At 68.2% G+C, this 18,613-nt stretch carries 21 protein-coding genes; 8 read left to right on the forward strand and 13 right to left on the reverse strand.

Features of this window, described 5'->3' with window-relative positions; all coding sequences use genetic code 11:
* Nucleotide 1: 1 nt before the first annotated feature.
* Genes CA234_RS21185 through CA234_RS21205 form a run of 5 tightly spaced genes read right to left on the reverse strand, consistent with a single transcriptional unit; the run spans nucleotide 2 to nucleotide 5,078 of the window.
* Nucleotides 2-1,276, reverse strand: coding sequence for a pilus assembly protein CpaE (locus CA234_RS21185; RefSeq protein WP_125972845.1), 1,275 nt, complete (start codon nucleotides 1,274-1,276; stop codon nucleotides 2-4).
* Nucleotides 1,273-1,902: a CpaD family pilus assembly lipoprotein gene (locus CA234_RS21190; RefSeq protein WP_342449831.1), complete on the reverse strand. Its 630-nt coding sequence runs from the start codon at nucleotides 1,900-1,902 to the stop codon at nucleotides 1,273-1,275. The genes CA234_RS21185 and CA234_RS21190 overlap by 4 nt, the downstream gene beginning before the upstream one ends.
* A 26-nt stretch (nucleotides 1,903-1,928) precedes the next feature.
* On the reverse strand, nucleotides 1,929-3,509 hold the full coding sequence (locus CA234_RS21195; RefSeq protein ID WP_125972841.1) for a type II and III secretion system protein family protein: 1,581 nt from the start codon (nucleotides 3,507-3,509) through the stop codon (nucleotides 1,929-1,931).
* Nucleotide 3,510: 1 nt separating this feature from the next.
* A complete protein-coding gene (gene cpaB / locus CA234_RS21200) occupies nucleotides 3,511-4,548 on the reverse strand; it encodes a Flp pilus assembly protein CpaB (RefSeq protein ID WP_126002697.1) in 1,038 nt (345 codons plus the stop codon).
* Between the two features lie 56 nt (nucleotides 4,549-4,604).
* Complete coding sequence (locus tag CA234_RS21205) at nucleotides 4,605-5,078, reverse strand: prepilin peptidase (RefSeq protein ID WP_206431270.1); 474 nt, start codon at nucleotides 5,076-5,078, stop codon at nucleotides 4,605-4,607.
* Nucleotides 5,079-5,126: 48 nt separating this feature from the next.
* On the opposite strand from CA234_RS21205, the gene CA234_RS21210 reads away from it, so the two are divergent.
* The 8 genes from CA234_RS21210 (at nucleotide 5,127) to CA234_RS21245 (ending at nucleotide 14,487) form a co-directional block, all read left to right on the forward strand.
* Nucleotides 5,127-6,065: an alpha/beta hydrolase gene (locus CA234_RS21210; protein ID WP_125972837.1), complete on the forward strand. Its 939-nt coding sequence runs from the start codon at nucleotides 5,127-5,129 to the stop codon at nucleotides 6,063-6,065.
* Nucleotides 6,062-7,135, forward strand: a complete 1,074-nt coding sequence (locus CA234_RS21215; RefSeq protein ID WP_126002698.1) for an FAD-binding oxidoreductase — start codon at nucleotides 6,062-6,064, stop codon at nucleotides 7,133-7,135. The genes CA234_RS21210 and CA234_RS21215 overlap by 4 nt, the downstream gene beginning before the upstream one ends.
* A 54-nt stretch (nucleotides 7,136-7,189) precedes the next feature.
* The gene (locus CA234_RS21220; protein ID WP_125972833.1) at nucleotides 7,190-7,960 is read left to right on the forward strand and encodes a FadR/GntR family transcriptional regulator; all 771 of its coding nucleotides are present in this window, start codon (nucleotides 7,190-7,192) and stop codon (nucleotides 7,958-7,960) included.
* A 95-nt stretch (nucleotides 7,961-8,055) separates the two neighbouring features.
* Nucleotides 8,056-8,466, forward strand: a complete 411-nt coding sequence (locus tag CA234_RS21225; protein WP_125972831.1) for a thioesterase family protein — start codon at nucleotides 8,056-8,058, stop codon at nucleotides 8,464-8,466.
* Between the two features lie 31 nt (nucleotides 8,467-8,497).
* Nucleotides 8,498-9,175, forward strand: a complete 678-nt coding sequence (locus CA234_RS21230) for a ferritin-like domain-containing protein (protein ID WP_125972829.1) — start codon at nucleotides 8,498-8,500, stop codon at nucleotides 9,173-9,175.
* Between the two features lie 64 nt (nucleotides 9,176-9,239).
* A complete protein-coding gene (locus CA234_RS21235; RefSeq protein WP_125972827.1) occupies nucleotides 9,240-10,202 on the forward strand; it encodes a bile acid:sodium symporter family protein in 963 nt (320 codons plus the stop codon).
* Nucleotides 10,202-11,158: an NAD(P)-dependent oxidoreductase gene (locus tag CA234_RS21240; protein ID WP_125972825.1), complete on the forward strand. Its 957-nt coding sequence runs from the start codon at nucleotides 10,202-10,204 to the stop codon at nucleotides 11,156-11,158. Before CA234_RS21235 ends, CA234_RS21240 begins: the two co-directional genes overlap by 1 nt.
* Nucleotides 11,159-11,526: 368 nt before the next feature.
* Complete coding sequence (locus tag CA234_RS21245) at nucleotides 11,527-14,487, forward strand: TonB-dependent receptor (RefSeq protein WP_206431271.1); 2,961 nt, start codon at nucleotides 11,527-11,529, stop codon at nucleotides 14,485-14,487.
* Nucleotides 14,488-14,585: 98 nt separating this feature from the next.
* Here CA234_RS21245 and grxD read toward each other — a convergent pair whose 3' ends face one another.
* The 8 genes from grxD to CA234_RS21280 all read right to left on the reverse strand — a co-directional run.
* Nucleotides 14,586-14,918, reverse strand: a complete 333-nt coding sequence (grxD, locus tag CA234_RS21250; protein ID WP_084582175.1) for a Grx4 family monothiol glutaredoxin — start codon at nucleotides 14,916-14,918, stop codon at nucleotides 14,586-14,588.
* A gap of 3 nt (nucleotides 14,919-14,921) precedes the next feature.
* The gene (locus CA234_RS21255) at nucleotides 14,922-15,161 is read right to left on the reverse strand and encodes a BolA family transcriptional regulator (protein WP_126002699.1); all 240 of its coding nucleotides are present in this window, start codon (nucleotides 15,159-15,161) and stop codon (nucleotides 14,922-14,924) included.
* A gap of 1 nt (nucleotide 15,162) precedes the next feature.
* On the reverse strand, nucleotides 15,163-15,486 hold the full coding sequence (locus CA234_RS21260; RefSeq protein WP_126002700.1) for a DUF1476 domain-containing protein: 324 nt from the start codon (nucleotides 15,484-15,486) through the stop codon (nucleotides 15,163-15,165).
* A 284-nt stretch (nucleotides 15,487-15,770) separates the two neighbouring features.
* Nucleotides 15,771-16,040, reverse strand: a complete 270-nt coding sequence (locus CA234_RS21265; RefSeq protein ID WP_126002701.1) for a hypothetical protein — start codon at nucleotides 16,038-16,040, stop codon at nucleotides 15,771-15,773.
* A gap of 107 nt (nucleotides 16,041-16,147) precedes the next feature.
* A complete protein-coding gene (locus tag CA234_RS21270; RefSeq protein ID WP_206431272.1) occupies nucleotides 16,148-17,149 on the reverse strand; it encodes an NADPH:quinone oxidoreductase family protein in 1,002 nt (333 codons plus the stop codon).
* Entirely contained in the window at nucleotides 17,112-17,741 is a 630-nt protein-coding gene (leuD, locus tag CA234_RS21275; protein WP_126002702.1) for a 3-isopropylmalate dehydratase small subunit, read from the reverse strand. Before leuD ends, CA234_RS21270 begins: the two co-directional genes overlap by 38 nt.
* Before the next feature lie 98 nt (nucleotides 17,742-17,839).
* Complete coding sequence (locus CA234_RS24500) at nucleotides 17,840-17,980, reverse strand: hypothetical protein (protein ID WP_164521904.1); 141 nt, start codon at nucleotides 17,978-17,980, stop codon at nucleotides 17,840-17,842.
* Between the two features lie 20 nt (nucleotides 17,981-18,000).
* Nucleotides 18,001-18,613: aconitase family protein (locus tag CA234_RS21280; protein WP_241213619.1), on the reverse strand; the 613-nt coding region annotated here is incomplete at its 5' end.

An 18,613-nucleotide genomic window follows, 5' to 3' on the forward strand; every position in this document is an offset into this window, starting at 1 on the left:
CCTACTTCTTCTTGCTCGCCATCAGCGCCTTGAGGTCGCCCAGCTTGCTGAGCAGCGAGCCGCCCTTGGCCGCCTGCTTGCGCTCGCCTTCGGCGCCGGCATCGGTGATCTCAAGGATGCGGCCGGCAAGCTCGCCGATCGGGGCCATGGCGCGATTGGTGCGGCCCACTTCCGCCATCGGCTTGCCCAGCTTCGCGGCCTGGGCGGCGAGCTTGGGTTCGAACGGCACGACGAAATCGATCGGGCGCTCGATCGACCCTTCGAATTCCTTGCGGCTGATCTCGAGCAGCGCGGGCTGCGGCATCTTGTTGGCGACGAGGAAGATCTGCGTCTGCGGCGCGTTGGACTTGAACCAGCTGAGGATGCGGATCGTGTCGCGCGCGGCGGCCAGCGTTAGCTCCGTCACCAGCACCGCTACCTGCATGTCGGCGATCAGATGCGGGTGCTGCACCAGCATCTGGCGCGGCAGATCGGTGATCGTGCACTCGAAGGCGCCGCGAATCTCTTCCTGCAGCTGGTAGAAGGCGGCGCCGTCGCCGGTCATCGGCGCGTTGATCGGCGCTTCGGCCGAGAGTACCGCGAGCCGTTCGGAGGCGCGGACCATCGCGCGCTCGATGAACAGCCCGTCGATGCGGCTGGGATTCTCGATCGCGTCGGTCAGACCGCGGCCGGGCTCGAGGTCGAGCGCCAGCGCACCGGTGCCGAAATGCACGTCGAGGTCCAGCAGCGCGGTGGTGCGGCCCTGGCGCTCGCCCATCAGCCAGGCGAGCGACGTCGCGATGCTGGTCGCGCCGCAGCCGCCGCGGGTGCCGATCACCGCCGCCGCGCAGTGCGGCCGGCCGGCGCTCGCGTCGCTCTGCTTGGGTGCCGCCAGCGCGGTCTGCGCTTGCAGAAACGCGTCGCGCAGCATGTCCGGGTTGATCGGCTTGAGCAGGTAATCCTGGATGCCGCTGGCGATCAGGTCGCGGTAGAGCCGCACGTCGTTCACCGCGCCGGCGGTGAGCACGATCGTTCCGGGCTCGCACACTTCGGCGAGCGCGTTGATATCGTTGAGCGGATCGCCCGATTCGGACAGGTCGACGAACAGCACGAGCGGGCTGGCGGAGACGGCCAGCGTCTGCACCGCGTTGCGCAGCCCGCCCTTGTTGACCTTCTCCGGCGACCAGCCGAGTTCGACCGCAATCGGGCGCATCAGCTCGGCCGTTGCCTCGTCGCAGACGAAGGCGGTGAACGGATCGCGGCTAGCTGCGCGGCCGGGGTTGAAGGGCGCGTTCACTTCGGCCCTCCGCTCGATTCGCCCTTCACCGTGCCGCCGCCGCCGCCGCTGGGCGCGGCCGCGCGATAGGCGCCGATCGCCTTGCTGACCGTCAGCGGGTCGGCAATGGGGGCGCCGGGGGCGCCGCGGACGAGGTCGGCCGGATCGGCGACCATCGCCGCGAGGTTCGACGCAGTTGCGCAGCCGAAGTTGGAGCTGGTGCTGGCATCGGCGGTCGCGCCGCTGAAATGACGATAGTCGGGGCAGCCCGGCACCGCGGCGCTGGTGCGGGTGAGCACCACGCGGACGGTGCCCGGCGCGTCCGGCCGGCCGGTGGCGGGGGCGTGGTCGGCGAGCAGCAGGCCGTAGCCTCCGGCGGCGGCGGCGATGTCGCTGCGGCCGGTGCTGCCGTCGGCGCCGTCGTCGATCGCGATGCGGTCGCCGTAGCGCAGGTTCATCGCGCCCATCCATTCGGCGAGGCGGCGCTCTTCGCCCGGGGCGAGGCGGCTGCCGTCTGCCTGGAGGTCGAGCGTCAGGTCCTGGCGGCTGACGATCGGCTGGTGGATCGAATCGAGGTCGCCATTATAGCCCGCGCAACCGGCGAGCAGCAGCGCGGGGGCGAGCAGGGCGAGAGCGGGACGCGGCAACAAGGCGGTTCTCCTCGACGGGCGCATCACAGGCCGAAGCCCGGCGCGGCGGCGGCGTTCTTGGATTTGGCAGGACGGCTGGCCGGCGCGACCGGTGCCGGGGCCAGCGCGCCGGTGGCAGGCGCCGCGCTTTGCGGCGCCATGCTCGGCATCGGCCGTTCGCCGCCCGACTTGCCTTCGGCCAGCGAGCCCAGGAAGATGCGATCGAAGTCGTTCGGCGCCTTGTAGCCGTCGGTCGGCAGGCGGATCTGGTTCGCGTTGACCGGGCGGACGAGATAGGGGGTGATCACGATCACCAGCTCGGTCTCGTTGCGCTGGAAGGCGTTGGAGCGGAACAGCGCGCCGAGGATCGGCATGTCGCCGAGACCCGGCGTCTTGGTGATCGAGTTGTTGTGGCTGTTCTGGAGCAGCCCGCCGATCACCATGCTCTCGCCCGAGCCCATCTCCACCGTCGTCTCGCTGCGGCGGGTGGTTAGCGCGGGGATGGTCGTGTTGGCCAGCGTCACCGCGCCCGAGGAAGAGAGCTGCGACACTTCCGGGCGGACGTGGAGCGAGATGCGCCCGTCCGCCAGTACCGTGGGGGTGAAGGCGAGGCTGACGCCATACTGCTTGTATTCCACCGTGGTGGTGCCGAGCGCCTGCGCGATGGGGATCGGGATCTCGCCGCCCGCGAGGAAATTCGCGGTCTCGCCCGACAGCGCGGTGAGGCTGGGCGAGGCGAGGGTGGAAACCTGGCCGATCGTCTCGCCGAAATCGAGGCTGGCGAGTAGGTCGGTGCCGAGGAAGCGGCCCGCCGCGCCGAGCATGGTGTTGCCGGTGCTGGGCGCGGGGAAGGAGAAGATGCTGGCCCCCGGCGGCGCGCCGGTGGCGGGGTCCGCGGTGGTGCCGGTGTTGGTGGTGATCGTGCCCGCCTTGCCCTGGCTGATGCCGAACAGGAAGCTGCCGCGATCGCGGTTGGTCAGGTTGACGTTGAGGTTCTTGACGAAGCTGCGGCTCACCTCGGCGAAACGGACCTGCAGCTGCACCTGCAGCGGCGTCGCGGTGCGCAGCCGGTTGACCACGCCGATCTTGAGCGATGCATTGGCGTCGTTGATATTCACGCCCGGGTTGAGCAGGCCGGTGACCAGCCGTTGCGCTTGCTCGCTGTCCTGCGGCGAGCGGACGGTGCCGTTGAGCACCGCGATCTGGCCGACCGTGGTGACGGTGATGTCGGCATCCGGCATCGCCGCCTTCATCATCGCATCGATGCTGCTGATGTTCTGGCTGACGCGGATGTTCGCCGAATAGACGACCGCCCCGGCGGCATTGGTGGCGAACACCGTCGCCTCGCCGAACGCCTTGCCATAGAGGTGGATCTGCCGGGTGCTTGCGACATAGACGTCGGCGACGCCGGGGTTCGAGGTCCAGACATTGGCGGCAGCGGCGGGCAGGGTGACCAGCTCGCCCTCGCCGATCGAGAGCAGCACCTCGTGCGCCGGGCGCTGGCTGCCGGCGGGCAGCTGCGCCATCCGGGCGACGGGCTTGGCGCTGCGGTTCTGCGCGAGCGCGGGCGAGGCGGCGAGCAGCGCGACCAGGGCCGCGGCGCCGAGGGGAAGGGTGCGCTGCATCTCAGTTCTTTCCGCCGACGGGGACGAGGCTGGCATCGCTGCCGCGCACGACGCGGACCACGGTGCCGATCGGCTGCGCCGCGACTGGCGCGCTGTTCACCATGGCCGGCGCGGGCGCGGCCATGCCGGAGGGAGCGCCCTGGGTGGCCGGCACGGTGCGGCGCTGGAAGCGCGAGACATCGGCGCCGGTGACATAGGAGTCGCTGTCGTCCTGCGGCCGGCTGGTGGCACGGGCCAGGAACGCCTTTTCCTTCTTGGGATCATCGGGCACGCTCACCGCGCCGCTGGCGATCGCCTCGTCGAGGTCGGTCTGGGTATCGGCGAGCGAGCGCAGCGACAGCGACAGCGTGCCGACGGTCTGGGCGACCGCGATCTTCTCGGCGATCTTGGGCGTCGCCTCGACGGTGACGGTGGAATAGGCGGTGACCACGGTCTTGCCCTTGTCGTCGGTCTGCTTGTCGGTGCGCTGGTCGGTGGCGAGCACGCGCAGGTTGCGCAGCACGGTCTCGGAGGCGCGCAGCGGCGGGCCGTCGCCGCTCACCGTCTGGGTGAGGATCAGGTCGATATGGTCGCCCGGGAAGACGAAGCCGGCAACCGCGCTCTGGGCGGAGACGGGGACGGTCACCGCGCGCATGCCGGGGCCGAGCGCGGCGGCGAGGAAGCCGCGGTCGCCGGGCTTGACCAGCGCGCCCTGGGTCACCGGCTGGCCGGCGGGCACGGCGAAGCGGACGACGGCGCCTTGCAGCTTGGCGGGCTCGCTCTGGCCGCGGACATAATAGGCGCCTTCGACGAGGTCCTTGGGCCAGGGGCGGAATTCGAGTGCGGTGGCGTCGAGGATCGTACCCACCGGCAGCGCGCGCTTGGCGACCAGCACTTCGGTGGTGTTGACCGGCGCGGCGGCGGCCGCGGCGGGGGCGCCCGGTGCCATCGCCCCGGCGGCGGGTGCGGCAGATCCTAGCACCAGCGTGCGCGCCATGAACGCGGTGATGCCGGCGACCAGCAACGCGCAGACGAGCAGCAATAGCCTACGTGCGTCCATGTTGAATCACGCCTTTTCGTATTCGTTGGCCGACCCGGTTGTGGCGGCGTTAAGCATCACCCAATCCGGTTAAGAATCGGTTCGTAGAGGACAATTCCGGCGCCCAGGGTGATCGCCACGCCGTACGGCACCTCGATCGCGCCGACGCTGCGCCCGCGGAGCCGCTGGGTCAGCAGCATCGCCAGGGTCAGCGCGCCGCCGAGCAGCGACATCAGGACCAGCATGCGCAGCAGCGGCGCCAGCGGCAGCCACAGCGCGAGCGCGCCGATCAGCTTGACGTCGCCGCCGCCCATCGCGCCCATGGCGAACACGGCGATGAACAGCGCGAAGACGATCGCGGCGCATCCGATCTGGAGGGCGATGTCCGGCCACAGTGCCAGCCCACTCGCCCACCACCAGAGCGGCGCGGCGAGCGCGATCGCGGCGTTCTTGGCATTGGCGATGGTGCGGAAGCGCACGTCCTCGATCCCGGCGGAGAGCAGGAGCAGCGCCAGCGCGACGAGCAGACAGGCCTGGATGATCGCCCCCATGGGCCAAATGGGTAGACGGACCGGCTTACGAAACCGTAACCACGCGGCATGGCAGTTTCCCGGAATTTTGCGCGTGCGATACCCGACGGCGCGGTGATCGACCGCTGGAGTGCCCCCGATGGCTGGCCGCTCCGTCGCTTCCACTGGCCGGCAGCGGGCACCCCGCGCGGGAGCATTTTGTTCCAGAGCGGGCGCGGTGACGTTTTCGAGAAGTACATCGAAAGCTTTGCGCATTGGCACGGGCAGGGTTGGACGATCACCGCGTTCGACTGGCGCGGGCAGGGCGGGTCCGGGCGGCTCACCCCCAAGGCCGATTGCGGACATATCGACGATTTCGCGACCTACATCGCCGATCTCCGCGCCTTTGCCGCTGCGTGGCAGGCGGAGACGCCGGGGACGCATGTGGTGATGGGCCATTCGATGGGCGGGCATCTGGTGCTGCGCGGGTTGGCCGAGGGCGCCATTGCGCCCGACGCCGCGGTGCTGATCGCGCCGATGCTGGGGGTGCGCAGCGCCTTGGGCAAGCTGGCGCCGCCGCTCGCGCGGGTGCTGGCGCGGCTCGGCGATCCGCGGCGGCCGGCATGGAAGGGCAACGAGAAGCCCTATGCGACCGAGACTCGCGCCAATCTGCTCACCCACGATCCCGCCCGCTATGCCGACGAGCTGTGGTGGCAGGCGCGGGACCGCACGTTGCTGACCGGTGCGCCGAGCTGGCAATGGCTGGTCGCGGCGTTCCGATCGATGGCCGCGCTACAGGCGGCGTCGCTGGAGTCGGTCCGCACGCCGCTGCTGTTCGTCATCGCCGAGGCGGACGGGCTGGTCGACGCCCGCGCCGCGCTGCGGATCGCGCCGCGGCTGCCCGAGGCCGAGCTGCTGCGGTTCGGGCCCGAGAGCGCGCACGAGATCCTGCGCGAGGCCGATCCGGTGCGGAACCGCGCGCTGGCGGCGATCGACGGCTTTCTCGATGCGCGGGCGCCGCGCCGATGACCCGGTTCGACGTCGCGATCGTCGGGGCGGGCATCGCGGGCGCGAGCCTCGCCGCCGAACTCGGCCCCCATGCGCGGGTGCTGCTGCTCGAGGCGGAAGAGCGGCCCGGCTATCACGCGACCGGGCGTTCGGCGGCCTTCTGGTCCGAAACCTATGGCGGGCCGGACATCCAGCCGCTCACCACCGCCTCGGGCGCGATGCTGCGCGAGGGCGGGTTCCTCGATCCGCTCGGCGAGCTGCATCTCGCGCGGGCGGGCGACCAGGGACGAGTCGATGCCTTCCTCGCAGCCTTCGAGGGCAGCGGCGTCGCGCTCCGTGCGGCGGACCCGCACGCCATGGTGCCGGGCCTGCGCGACGATTGGGCGTTCGGCGTCCACGAGCCCGGCTGCGCCTATATCGACGTGGCCGCGCTGCATCAGTATTTCTTGTCGCGCGCCAAGGCTGCAGGGGCGGTGCTGCACTGTTCGGCCGGACTGACCGGCGCGGTGCGCGAGGCCGGCAGCTGGCGGCTGGACACACGGGGCGGGGCGTTCGCGGCCGACCTGCTGGTCAACGCCGCGGGCGCCTGGGCGGACGAAGTCGCCGTGCTGGCGGGCGCGGCGCCGATCGGCATCCGCGCCTATCGTCGCACCATGGTCCAGCTGCGCACCGATCCGGCGCCGCCTGCCGGCTGCCCGCTGGTCAGCGACCTTGGAGGCAGCTTCTACTTCAAGCCCGAGGCGGGCGGGCGACTGTGGCTCACCCCGCATGACGAAGTGGACAGCCCAGCCTGCGATGCCGCCCCCGAGGAGATCGACATCGCCACCGCCATCCACCGCTTCGAGCAGGTGGTCGACTGGCGCGTCGCCGCGCTCGAGCATCGCTGGGCGGGCCTGCGCAGCTTCGCCCCCGATCGGCGGCCGGTCTATGGCCTCGATCCGGCGGTGCCGGGCTTCTTCTGGTGCGCGGGGCAGGGCGGCTTCGGCATCCAGACCGCGCCGGCGGCAAGCCGATTGGCCTGCCAGCTGCTGCTGGGCCAGATCCCGACGCTCGATCCCGGACGTTACTTGCCTGATCGTTTTCGGGATTGATTGGTAAGGCCAAAGGCTTTGCGAAAATCCATCGCTCGCCTATGAGAGTCGGTGATGAAACTGAACCGAAGCAAGCTCTACCAGCGCGTCGCCGCGTCGATCGCCGACGGTATCGAGAGCGGCCGCTGGGCCCCCGGTACCCGCCTTCCCGGCGAGCGCGACCTCGCCGAGGAATATAAGGTCAGCCGGCCGACGATCCGCGAGGCGATGATCGCGCTGGAGATGAAGGGCTGGATCGAGGCGCGCCACGGCTCGGGCCTCTACGTCACCCATCGCGACAGCTCGGGCGGGCTGCGCGAGGATGCGCTCAACCTCGACATCGGCGCGTTCGACCTCACCGAGGCGCGGATCCTGTTCGAAGGCGAGGCGGCGGCGCTGGCGGCGGTGTCGATCACCCCCGAGCAGCTGGCCGAGCTCGACCAGATCGCCGAGGAAATGGCCGATCCCGCGACCGGCAACGCGACGCTGTTCGACGCCGATCACCGCTTCCACATCGCGGTGGCCAATGCGACGGGCAATTCGGCGATCCGCAGCGTGGTGGAATATCTGTGGGAACTGCGCACCCGCTCGCCGCTGTGCGCCAACATGTTCGATCGTGCGCGGCGCAACGGCGTCAACCCGCGCTATGACGAGCATCGCCCGATCCTCGACGCGCTCCACGCCCGCGACCCGCACGGCGCCCGCGCGGCGATGCGGCGGCACCTGCGCGGCGTGGTGGACGACCTGCTGGAGGCGACCGAGCTGGAGCTGATCGAACGCGCCCGGCACGAACTCGACGCGCGCCGCGACACGCTGGCCAAGCGGCTGGAAATCGGCCCGGCCTGATCGTCTGCCGCTACGGCACGGGCGGTTCGCGGGTTTATTGTCGATTCGAGGGCGTGCGGGTCGCTTGTTGGCCCCGTCTGGTCTATGATGACAGGGTGAGCAACACCGCGATTCCCTTCGAATTCCGGGTCGATGTCGCCCAGGACGACATCGACTTCATGGGACATGTGAACAACGCCTCCTATTTGAAGTGGGTGCAGGCGGCGGTGGTGAGCCACTGGCAGGCGCTGGCCCCGGTCGAGGCGGTGGCCGAGCATCTGTGGGTCGCGCTCAAGCACGAGATCACCTATCGCCGCCCGGCCTTCCTGGAAGACGACGTGGTCGCCACGGTGCTGCTGGAGAAGGTGCAGGGCGCCCGCGCCTTCTACGAGACGATCATCCGCCGCGGCACCGAGGTGCTGGCGGAGGTGAAATCCAGCTGGTGCTGCCTCGACGCGGAAACCAAGCGCCCGGCGCGGCTCGCCAAGGACGTGATCGACCATTTCTTTGTCAAGGGCGCCGATTGACGGACATATGGCAGACGCATAGCGTCTGGCCATGTTGTCCGCGTTCCGCCGCCGCTATCTCGACCTGCTGGCGTCGATCTACATCTACAACGAGCATCGCGGCTATACGAGCATTGACCGGGTGCTCGAGGCGGTTCGCGCGCGGGCGCCGGACGACCACGCGCTGATCGCCGCGATCGAGAAGCACCGCGCCGACGAGCGCAAGCACTACCAGATGTTCAAGCGATGGTTCGAGCTGCAGGGGCGGATGCCGCTGACGGTGGACCGGACCTGCGGCCATATCGACCGCTTCGTCGAGATCATGTTCCGTCGTCCCATCGACGCGCTCGATACCCAGAAGCTGATCGAGGACGATGCCCAGTTCGAGAAGCTGTGTCGGGTCATCTCGCTCACCGAACAGCGCGGCCATCGCCAGGTCCACATCCTGCTCAACCACCCGGCGGTACTGAGCGACAAGGTGCTCACCCGCATCTTCCGCATCATCGAGAAGGACGAGCCGAGCCACTGGGCACCCTATGACGGCTGGCTGCGCGCGCATGGCAGGCGCGAACCGCGCTGGTGGGAGCGGGCGGTCGACAGCTTCATCCACTCCGAGCTGCTGTTCGTGAAGCTGCCCTTCCTGTTCCTAAACCCCTTCGTGCGGCGTCGCACCAACTGGGCGGATGCGGGAGAGCCGTTGCACCCCGTGCGGGTGGCTGCGGCCGCCTGAGCGCTTGCGCGGGTTTGCAGCCGCGCGCATGGGGCACCGCAGTTCCCCTGATGCGAGTACCCGCATGGCTGCCCTTCGTCGCTGGATCGATCCCTATCTGCTGATGCTGCTCGGTACGGTCGGCCTCGCCGCATTGTTTCCCGCACGTGGCATGTGGGCGAGCATCGCCGACGAGGCGGTGACGATCGCGGTGGCGCTGCTGTTCTTCCTCTACGGCGCGCGACTGGCGCCCTCGGCGATCTGGGCGGGGCTCACCAACTGGCGGCTGCAGCTGACGGTGTTCCTCAGCACCTTCCTGTTGTTCCCGATCCTCGGGCTGGGGGTCTATGCGGTGGCCGGGCATGTGCTGCCGGGCGGGATCGCGCTGGGGCTGCTGTTCCTCTGCCTGCTGCCCTCGACCGTGCAGTCCTCGATCGCGTTCACCTCGATCGCGCGCGGCAATGTGCCGGCCGCCTTGTGCAGCGCTTCGCTTTCCAACCTGATCGGCGTTCTCATCACGCCGCTGCTCGCCGCCTTGCTATTGCCTAGCAATAGCGGCGCAGGCTTCTCGCTCTCCCAGCTGGAATCGATCGCGATGCAGATCCTGCTGCCCTTCGCGGCAGGGCAGGCGGCGCGGCCGCTGATCGGCGGGTTCATCCTCAAGCACAAGCTGCTGACGATGGTGGTCGATCGCGGATCGATCCTGCTCGTCGTCTACGCCGCGTTCAGCGAGGGCATGGTCGCCGGCGTGTGGAGCCGCGTATCGTTGGCCGACTTGGCGCTGGTGCTCGCGTTCAACGCGGTGCTGCTCGGCATCGTCATTGCGGTGACGATGTTCGGCAGCCGCAAGCTGGGCTTCAGCAAGGAGGACGAGATCGCCATCGTCTTCTGCGGATCGAAGAAGAGCATGGCGAGCGGCATCCCGATGGCGACCATCCTGTTCCCCGGCGGCGCGGTGAGCCTGATCGTGCTGCCGCTGATGATCTTCCACCAGCTCCAGCTGTTCGTCTGCGCGGTGCTGGCACGCAACTATGGAGCGCGTGACTGATGCGGATCCTGCTCACCGGATCGTCGGGCTGGCTGGGGCGCTTCCTGGCGCCGATGCTGCGGGGGGCGGGGCACCAGGTCGTCGGGCTCGACGTCGCGCCCGGTGTGGACACAAACGTGCTCGGTTCGGTCGCCGATCGCGCGCTGGTGGAGCGTGTCTTCGCCGAACATGGCGTCGAGGCGGTGATCCATGCCGGCGGGCTGCACAAGCCGGACATCGTGCGCTACCCGGCGCAGACCTTCGTCGACGTCAACGTGGCGGGCACGCTGAACCTCCTCGAATGCGCGAAGGCGGCGGGGCACGACCGGTTCGTGTTCACCTCCACCACCTCGCTGATGATCAGCCAGGCGATCCGCGACGAGGCGGGCGAGTCGGCGGTGTGGCTCGACGAGGCGAGCGGGCCGATCGCGCCGCGCAACATCTACGGCGTCACCAAGCTCGCCGCCGAAGGGCTGTGCCGGATTGCGTGGGCAGAGCAGGGGCTCGCGACGATCGTGCTGCGCACCGGCCGCTTCTTCCCCGAGGACGACGATACCCATGCCACGCCTTCGGGCGAGAATCTCAAGGCCAACGAACTGCTCCACCGCCGCCTGACGGTGGAGGACGCGGCGCGGGCGCATCTGGTGGCGCTGGAGCGTGCGCCGGCGATCGGCCACGGCGTGTTCGTGATTTCCGCGCCGACACCCTTTGCGCGCGCGGACTGTGCCGCGCTCAAGCAGGACGCCGCCGCGGTGATCGCGCGCGCCTTCCCCGATGCACCGGCGCTCTACGCGGCGCGTGGCTGGACGCTGCCGGCCAGCATCGGCCGCGTCTATGATTCGAGCCTCGCCGAGCGCGTGCTGGGCTTCCGCTGCGCAACCGACTTCGCCGCGGTGCTGGCGGCGCTGCGCGCGGGCGCGCCGCTGCCCTTCGCGCACGACCCCTTCTATGTCTCGCCGAAGGAAACGCTCGGCTGACTGTCCGCGAAGATCGCGCGGCGCTGGTCTGAGTTTTCACTGCCTCCCAAACGGGGCAACCCGATGTACACGGACTATTGACTTCGCCTGCCGTCAACAATAGCGTGGCAATGTTAACGTGAACATTGCTCGATAGGGGCGGGGCCGTGGTGCGCACTAGCGTGTCTCGGACACGTCTTTCGTGCGAATTGTAAGATAACCAAGGCGTTGGACTGGAGAGGAACCGATCGGTAGCCGTGGCGCACTTGCTGTGCCGCGACAGGAATGGTGTGTCTTGACGTGACCGGCATGTTCGGTGCGTCCCCCCACGCATTCGCCGTCGCCTCCCCGCCGGTCCGAACCATCGGACGCCGAAATGGGAGGTGAGGATGTTCTACGACAAGAGGGATCGCCGCCGCGCCTTGCTGCGCACCACGTCGCTCGGGCTGATCGTCGCGGGGGTGTGCCTCGCGCCGCTGTCCGCGCTGGCGCAGACCGCGCCCGCGCCGCCGCCACAGGCGAGCGAGGGCACCGTTCCGCAGGCGCGGACCGACGCGCAGGATAGCGAGATCATCGTCACCGGCTCGCGCATCGCCGTGAGCGGCTTCAACGCCCCGACGCCGACCACGGTGCTCGGCGAGGAGCAGATCGCCGCCAACGCGCAGCCCAACGTGTTCACCACCATCGCGCAGCTGCCGTCGCTGCAAGGCTCGTCGGGCACGCAGGTCAATACCTTCAGCACCTCGAGCGGGCAGCAGGGGCTCAGCTCCTTCTCGCTGCGCGGCCTGGGGACGATCCGCACGTTGACCCTGCTCGACGGCCAGCGCGTGGTCGGCGCCAACGTCACCGGCGTGCCCGACGTCAGCCTGTTCCCGCAGCTGCTCGTCAAGCGCGTCGACATCGTCAATGGCGGCGCCTCGGCATCCTATGGCTCGGACGCGGTGGGCGGCGTGGTGAACTTCATCACCGACACGCGCTTCAAGGGCATCCGCGGCAACATCCAGGGCGGCATCACCACCTATGGCGACGATGCCACCGGGCTGGTCCAGCTCGCGGCGGGCACCAGCGCGCTGGGCGACCGGCTCCACCTCGTCGGCAGCGCCGAATATGACAAGGAAGAGGGCATCGGCGGCGGCGAGTTCGGCACCAAGCTCGCCAATGGCCGCACCTGGTTCACCCAGCGGACCCTGGTCAATCGCGGCGTGCTCAACGACGGGATGCCGCAATATCTGGTGCGCGACTGGGCGCAATCGACCACCTTCACCAAATATGGCCTGATCACCGCCGGGCCGCTGCAGGGCATCGCCTTCGACCAGGCCGGCCAGCCCTTCCAGTTCCAGTACGGTTCGAACGGCGTGCCGGCGAAGAACGCCGCCGGCACGATCCTCGGCTGCTTTCCGGGCTTCTGCGAGGGCGGGGACCTGTCCGGTAACGTCGATGCCGGCCGCTCGCTCAAGTCGGCGATCGAGCGGATCAACGGCTATGGCCGCATCGGCTTCGACCTGACGCCCGACAACGAGCTCTATGTCACCGCCAATATCGGCCAGGTGAAGACCAACAACCAGCCGGTCAACGGGCAGAACCGGCCGGGCCTGACGCTGCAATGCGCCAATCCCTATGTGCCCGCGCTGGTCCAGCAGGCCTGCGCGACCGCCGGGATCACGAGCTTCCAGTACGGCACCAGCAATGCCGCGCTCGGCAACACGCGGGTCTATACCGATCGCCGGCAATATCGCTTCGTACTCGGCGGCAAGGGCAGGGTCGACGTCGCCGGCACGCCGTGGAGCTACGACATCTATGGCGAGCACGGCACCAACTATACCGATATCGACGTGCGCAACATCCTGCTGTCGCGGCGCTTCAACCAGGCGATCGACGCGACCACGCTGAACGGCACGATCGTCTGCCGCGATGCGACCGCGCGGGCGAACGGCTGCCAGCCGCTCAACATCATCGGCGGCAATCCCTCCGCGGCGGCGCTGCGCTACATCATGCCCGAAAACGGCCCGTTCCAGCGCACCCGCCAGACCCAGGACGTGGCGAGCATCAACATCTCCGGCTCCCCGGTCGATCTCTGGGCCGGGCCGCTGTCGATCGCGTTCGGCGGCGAGTATCGGCACGAATATTACAAGGTAACTGCCGACGCCTATGGCGCCGGTTTCGATGCGACTCCGCCGGGCGGCGATTATCCCAACGATCCGGTGCTGCTGGCGAGCGGCAACAACTGGTATGCGGGCAACTACAAGAACGGGCAGGGCGCCTACAGCGTGAAGGAAGCCTTTTTCGAGGCGAACCTGCCCTTCCTCAACTCGGAGAAGCTGGGCCGCGCCAACCTCAACGGCGCGGTACGCGTGACCGACTACAGCACCTCGGGCACGGTGTGGGCGTGGAAGATCGGCGGCACCTGGGATCTGCCGATCGACGGATTCCGCATCCGCGGCGTCACCTCGCGCGACGTGCGTGCGCCCAACCTCTCCGAGCTGTTCGCGGCCCCCGTCACGACGACGCTGCCCAATTTCTTCGATCCCTTCACCAACACCAACGTGCTGGTGATCCAGAACGCGATCGGCAACACCGCGCTCAAGCCGGAGATCGCGCGCAACACCACGGCGGGAATAACGCTTGCCAATCCGGGCTGGGCGCCGGGCCTGAACCTCTCGTTCGACTGGTACAAGATCAAGGTCGACGAGGTGATCTCCAGCCTCGCGGCGACCGACATCGTCCAGCTCTGCTTCCAGAAGGTGCTGCCCGAGACCTGCAGCGCGTTCAACCTGAGCAACACCGCTGGGCCGAATTTCATCAACGTCCAGGCGTTCAACCTCGCCTCGATCCGCACCGAGGGCTTCGACATCGAGGCGAGCTATCGCTGGCAGCGGCCGCTGGGCCTGCCGGGCAATTTCACGGTTCGTGCGCTCGCGACGCATGTGATCAACAACATCACCGATACCGGGCTGCCGGGCACGATCCCGGTCGACAATGCCGGTAACAATCTGGGCGCCACACCGCACTGGAAGTGGCTGGCGGTGCAGAGCTATGACAGCGGCCGTTTCTCGCTGCTGGTGCAGGAGCGCTGGTTCAGCGCGGGCACGATCGGCAACCAATATGTCGTCTGCCAGAGCGGCTGCCCGGCCTCGACCGCGGCGCGCCCGACGATCGACAATGCCTATATGCCGGGATCCTTCTATCTCGACGTCGGCGCGACCTTCGACGTGATCAAGGACGTGACGCTCTACGGCAAGATCGACAATCTGTTCGATCGCGATCCGGCGCGCTCGACGATCTTCAACAATCCGGCGCTCTACGACCAGATCGGCCGGGTCTACCGCGCCGGCGTGCGGTTCAAATTCTGATCCAGGCAGGGGAGGCGGCGACGCTGTCTCCCTTCCAACGAAAAAGGGCTCCCGCCACTGGCAGGAGCCCTTGATCGATTCCGTACGAGGGTCGCGCGTCAGGCCGAAGCCGCGACGCCCTTGTCGGCCATCAACTGGGTCAGCTCGCCGCTCTCGTACATTTCCATCATGATGTCCGAACCGCCGACGAACTCGCCCTTCACATAGAGCTGGGGGATGGTCGGCCAGTCGGAAAAGGCCTTGATGCCCTGGCGGACGCCCTGGTCCTGCAGCACGTCGACGCTGTCGAACTCGACGCCGAGATGGTTGAGGATCGCCACGGCGCGGCTGGAAAAGCCGCACTGGGGGAACAGGGGGCTGCCCTTCATGAACAGCAGCACGTCGCTGCCGTCGACCAGCTGCTGGATGCGGGCCTGGGTATCGTCGGTCATTGCTTACTCCTCGGGCGTCGCTTCGGTGGTCAGCTGGAGCGCGTGGAGCACGCCGCCCATCCGTCCACCCAGCGCCGCATAGACGGCCTGATGCTGCCGCACGCGCGGCATGCCCCGAAACATGGGGGCGACGACGCGCGCTGCATAGTGGTCGCCATCACCGGCCAGATCGGTGATCTCGATCTGGGCGTCGGGGATGCTGGCGCGGATCAGCGCCTCGATCTCGGCAGCGGGCATCGGCATGTTATTTGGATTCCATCAGCTGACGGCGGGCCTCGATGGTCTTTTCTTCGATCGTCCGGCGAATGGTGGCATCGTCGATCTCGACATTCGCCGCGAGCATGTCGCCCAGCAGCTTGCGGATCACGTCCTCGTCGCCGGCTTCCTCGAAATCGGCCTGGACGACGGCCTTGGCATAGGCGTCGGTCTCTTCCGGCGTGAGGCCCATCTTGGCGGCGGCCCACTGGCCGAGCAGCTTGTTGCGGCGCGCGGTGATGCGAAACGCCATATCCTCGTCGCGTACGTACTTCGCCTCGAAGGCCCGTTCGCGATCGTCGAATGTGCTCATTACATGCCCCTTACCTAAACTCCGGCCCGAGATAGGAGGGCGGGGCGGCGCTGGCAACGGGGGAGGTTCCGGATGGCGGGTGCGGTTACCCCGTGAACGCGTAGAATGCGATGGCTATCAGGCCTCCAACGATCAAGAAAGGAGCCAGGAAGGCGGCAAGCCCCCCGAGCCACCCCCATCTCCGGTACGCGGATTCGATCCCAAACTCCCAACAAAGCCTGAAAAAGGCTTCCGCGATATCCGCCATTCCACCCCCCTCACGTCGTCGATCGACGAACGGCGGCTCAACCGACCCGCTCGACACTTATCAGCCTTATGTCGCCGTCGAACGGCTCGATGTTGGCAGAAATGACGTCGGAGAACTCGTCCATCAGATTACGCCCTTCTGGGTCGTGATCGTTCTCCGCTACGAGGCGCAACCTCTCGCCATCGAACGAACACCTGACATTGCTCTCATGCGGGTAGTGCGCCTTGAGATGTTGCGCGATGTCACGAGCGGCTTCTTCTGCCGCCGAGGCGGGGACGCCGTCGCACTCTAGCGTGATCCGATACATGCTGCTTTCCCAAGACTTCTAAATCGGAAGACTATCTGAATTGCCGCCCGCTCGTGCAAGCACGGATCAGCGCCCCACCGGTTGAGCGGTGCATGATCCTATCGCATCTACCCGGCAACTCGCACCACCACCTTCCCGATCACCGCCCGCGCAGCCATCTTGGCGATCGCAGCACCACCCTCCGCGAAAGGAAACACCTCCGTCACCCGCGGGGCGATCCTGCCGTCGCTCCACAGCCGGAACAGCGTGTCGACATGCGCGCGGTTGGCCTGCGGGTCGCGCGCGGCGAAGGCGCCCCAGAACACGCCGCACACGTCGCAGCTCTTGAGCAAGGTGAGGTTGAGCGGCAGCTTGGGGATGCCTGCCGGGAACCCCACCACCAGGTAGCGCCCTTCCCAGCCGATCGCGCGCAGCGCCGGCTCGGCATAGTCGCCGCCGACCGGATCGTAGATCACGTCCGCGCCCTTGGGGCCGACCGCCGCCTTGAACGCCTCGGCCAGCGTCTTCGACGCTTCCTTGTCGAGCGGCCCGCGCGGATAGACGAGCGTAGCGTCCGCCCCCGCCGCCCGCGCGGCCTCGGCCTTTTCCTCGGAGGAGACCGCCGCCGCCACCGTCGCACCGAACGCCTTGCCCAGCTCGACCGCCGCCAGCCCGACCCCGCCGGCCGCGCCCAGCACCAGCAGCGTGTGGCCGGCCTTCAGCTTGCCCCGATCGAGCAGCGCATGGATCGTCGTCGCATAGGTGAGCAGCAACGCCGCGCCGTCCTCGAAGCTGCGGCCTTGCGGAAGGCGGTAGAGCTGCGCCGGGCTCAGCACCAGCTTCTCGACCAGCCCGCCATGGCCCGGCACCGCGATCACCCGGTCGCCCGGCGCCCAGTCGGTGACGCCTTCGCCCACCGCCTCGACCACGCCGGCGATCTCGCCGCCCGGCGCGAACGGCCGGGGCGGCTTGAACTGGTAGCGATCCTCGATGATCAGCACGTCGGGATAGTTGATCGCGCAGGCCCGCACCGCGACCAGCACCTGGCCCTTACCCACGACGGGATCGGGCAGATCCTCCAGGCTTAGAGTATCAGGTCCGCCCGACGCCTTCGACAGCAATGCCTTCATGCCCGCCTCCTACAGCGATCCACGGGCGTTCATGCGCAACCGCGGATTCGAATTTCGAAATCGCGGTATCTTGTGCCAGCGTCATGCCGATCTCGTCCAGCCCCTGCATCAGGCAGTCGCGGCGGAACGGGTCTAGCTCGAAGGCGAAGCGGTCCTGGAAGTCCGTGGTGACGGTCATCGTCTCCAGGTCGACGGTGATCTCGTTGGCGGTGGCCACCTGCACCAGCCGGTCGATCGCCTCCTGCGGCAGCACCACGGTGACGATGCCGTTCTTGAACGCGTTGCCCGAGAAGATGTCCGAGAAACTCGGCGCGATCACCGCCTTGATGCCCATATCGGCCAGCGCCCAGGCGGCATGCTCGCGGCTGGAGCCGCAGCCGAAATTCTCGCCCGCCACCAGGATCGGCGCGCCCGCATAGCGGGGATCGTCGAACAGATTGCCCGGCTCCGCGCGGACGCTTTCGAACGCGCCTTTGCCCAGCCCCTCGCGCGTGGTGGTCTTCAGCCAGTGCGCGGGGATGATGATGTCCGTATCGATGTTCTTGGCACCCCAGGGATAGGCACGGCCCGAAACCTGCTGGATCGGCTCCATCAGCGGCGCTCCGCCGACACGGTGTTCAGATGCATGGACACAGCTTTCCTAACGAATGGCTGGCGGCCATCCCAATTTCCGGCAATCGGCCGCCCGCGTCAGCGCGGTGCGACGACACTCCGCTCGAGCGCCGGGATGGTCTTGATCGGCGCCTCCGGCCGCGGATAGGCACCCGCATAGGCAGCGGCGACACCGCTCAGGATCGTTCCGGCAATCAATGCGACGAGCGCCTTCTTCACGGCGTCTCTCCCCTTATCAGTTACGCGTTGTTCGCCATCAACTCGCGAACGTCCGTCAGGTGCCCGGTCACCGCCGCCGCTGCCGCCATTGCGGGCGAGACGAGGTGCGTGCGCGAACCCGGGCCCTGCCGCCCTACGAAATTGCGATTCGAAGTGGAAGCACAACGTTCGCCGGGCGGAACCTTGTCCGGGTTCATCGCCAGGCACATCGAGCAGCCCGGCTCGCGCCACTGGAAGCCCGCCTCCAGGAAGATCCGGTCGAGCCCCTCTTCCTCGGCCTGGCGTTTGACCAGCCCCGAGCCCGGCACGATCAGTGCCTGACGGATGCGATCGGCCACCTTGCGGCCCTGCACCACCGCGGCGGCGGCGCGGAGATCCTCGATCCGGCTGTTGGTGCACGAGCCGATGAAGATGTGCTCCACCGGAATGTCCTGCATCGCGGTGCCGGGGGTGAGCCCCATATAGTCGAGCGAGCGCTGCGCGGCGGCGCGCTTCGAGGGATCGGCAAAGCTCTCCGGATCGGGCACGACGCCGGTGATCGGCACCACGTCCTCGGGGCTGGTGCCCCAGGTGAGCGACGGTGCGATGTCGCTGGCATCCAGCGTCACCACCTTGTCGTAGACGGCGCCCTTG

Source organism: Sphingomonas sp. ABOLE (assembly GCF_003950455.1).
Lineage (GTDB): Bacteria > Pseudomonadota > Alphaproteobacteria > Sphingomonadales > Sphingomonadaceae > Sphingomonas > Sphingomonas trueperi.

Coding starts and splice junctions, on each gene's coding strand:
- CA234_RS21195 (WP_125972841.1), bottom strand. CDS start 3,509: ATGCAGCGCACCCTTCCCCTCGGCGCCGCGGCCCTGGTCGCGCTGCTC.
- cpaB (WP_126002697.1), bottom strand. CDS start 4,548: ATGGACGCACGTAGGCTATTGCTGCTCGTCTGCGCGTTGCTGGTCGCC.
- CA234_RS21205 (WP_206431270.1), bottom strand. CDS start 5,078: ATGGGGGCGATCATCCAGGCCTGTCTGCTCGTCGCGCTGGCGCTGCTC.
- CA234_RS21210 (WP_125972837.1), top strand. CDS start 5,127: ATGGCAGTTTCCCGGAATTTTGCGCGTGCGATACCCGACGGCGCGGTG.
- CA234_RS21215 (WP_126002698.1), top strand. CDS start 6,062: ATGACCCGGTTCGACGTCGCGATCGTCGGGGCGGGCATCGCGGGCGCG.
- CA234_RS21220 (WP_125972833.1), top strand. CDS start 7,190: ATGAAACTGAACCGAAGCAAGCTCTACCAGCGCGTCGCCGCGTCGATC.
- CA234_RS21230 (WP_125972829.1), top strand. CDS start 8,498: ATGTTGTCCGCGTTCCGCCGCCGCTATCTCGACCTGCTGGCGTCGATC.
- CA234_RS21235 (WP_125972827.1), top strand. CDS start 9,240: ATGGCTGCCCTTCGTCGCTGGATCGATCCCTATCTGCTGATGCTGCTC.
- CA234_RS21240 (WP_125972825.1), top strand. CDS start 10,202: ATGCGGATCCTGCTCACCGGATCGTCGGGCTGGCTGGGGCGCTTCCTG.
- CA234_RS21245 (WP_206431271.1), top strand. CDS start 11,527: ATGTTCTACGACAAGAGGGATCGCCGCCGCGCCTTGCTGCGCACCACG.
- grxD (WP_084582175.1), bottom strand. CDS start 14,918: ATGACCGACGATACCCAGGCCCGCATCCAGCAGCTGGTCGACGGCAGC.
- CA234_RS21255 (WP_126002699.1), bottom strand. CDS start 15,161: ATGCCGATGCCCGCTGCCGAGATCGAGGCGCTGATCCGCGCCAGCATC.
- CA234_RS21260 (WP_126002700.1), bottom strand. CDS start 15,486: ATGAGCACATTCGACGATCGCGAACGGGCCTTCGAGGCGAAGTACGTA.
- CA234_RS21265 (WP_126002701.1), bottom strand. CDS start 16,040: ATGTATCGGATCACGCTAGAGTGCGACGGCGTCCCCGCCTCGGCGGCA.
- CA234_RS21270 (WP_206431272.1), bottom strand. CDS start 17,149: ATGAAGGCATTGCTGTCGAAGGCGTCGGGCGGACCTGATACTCTAAGC.
- leuD (WP_126002702.1), bottom strand. CDS start 17,741: ATGGAGCCGATCCAGCAGGTTTCGGGCCGTGCCTATCCCTGGGGTGCC.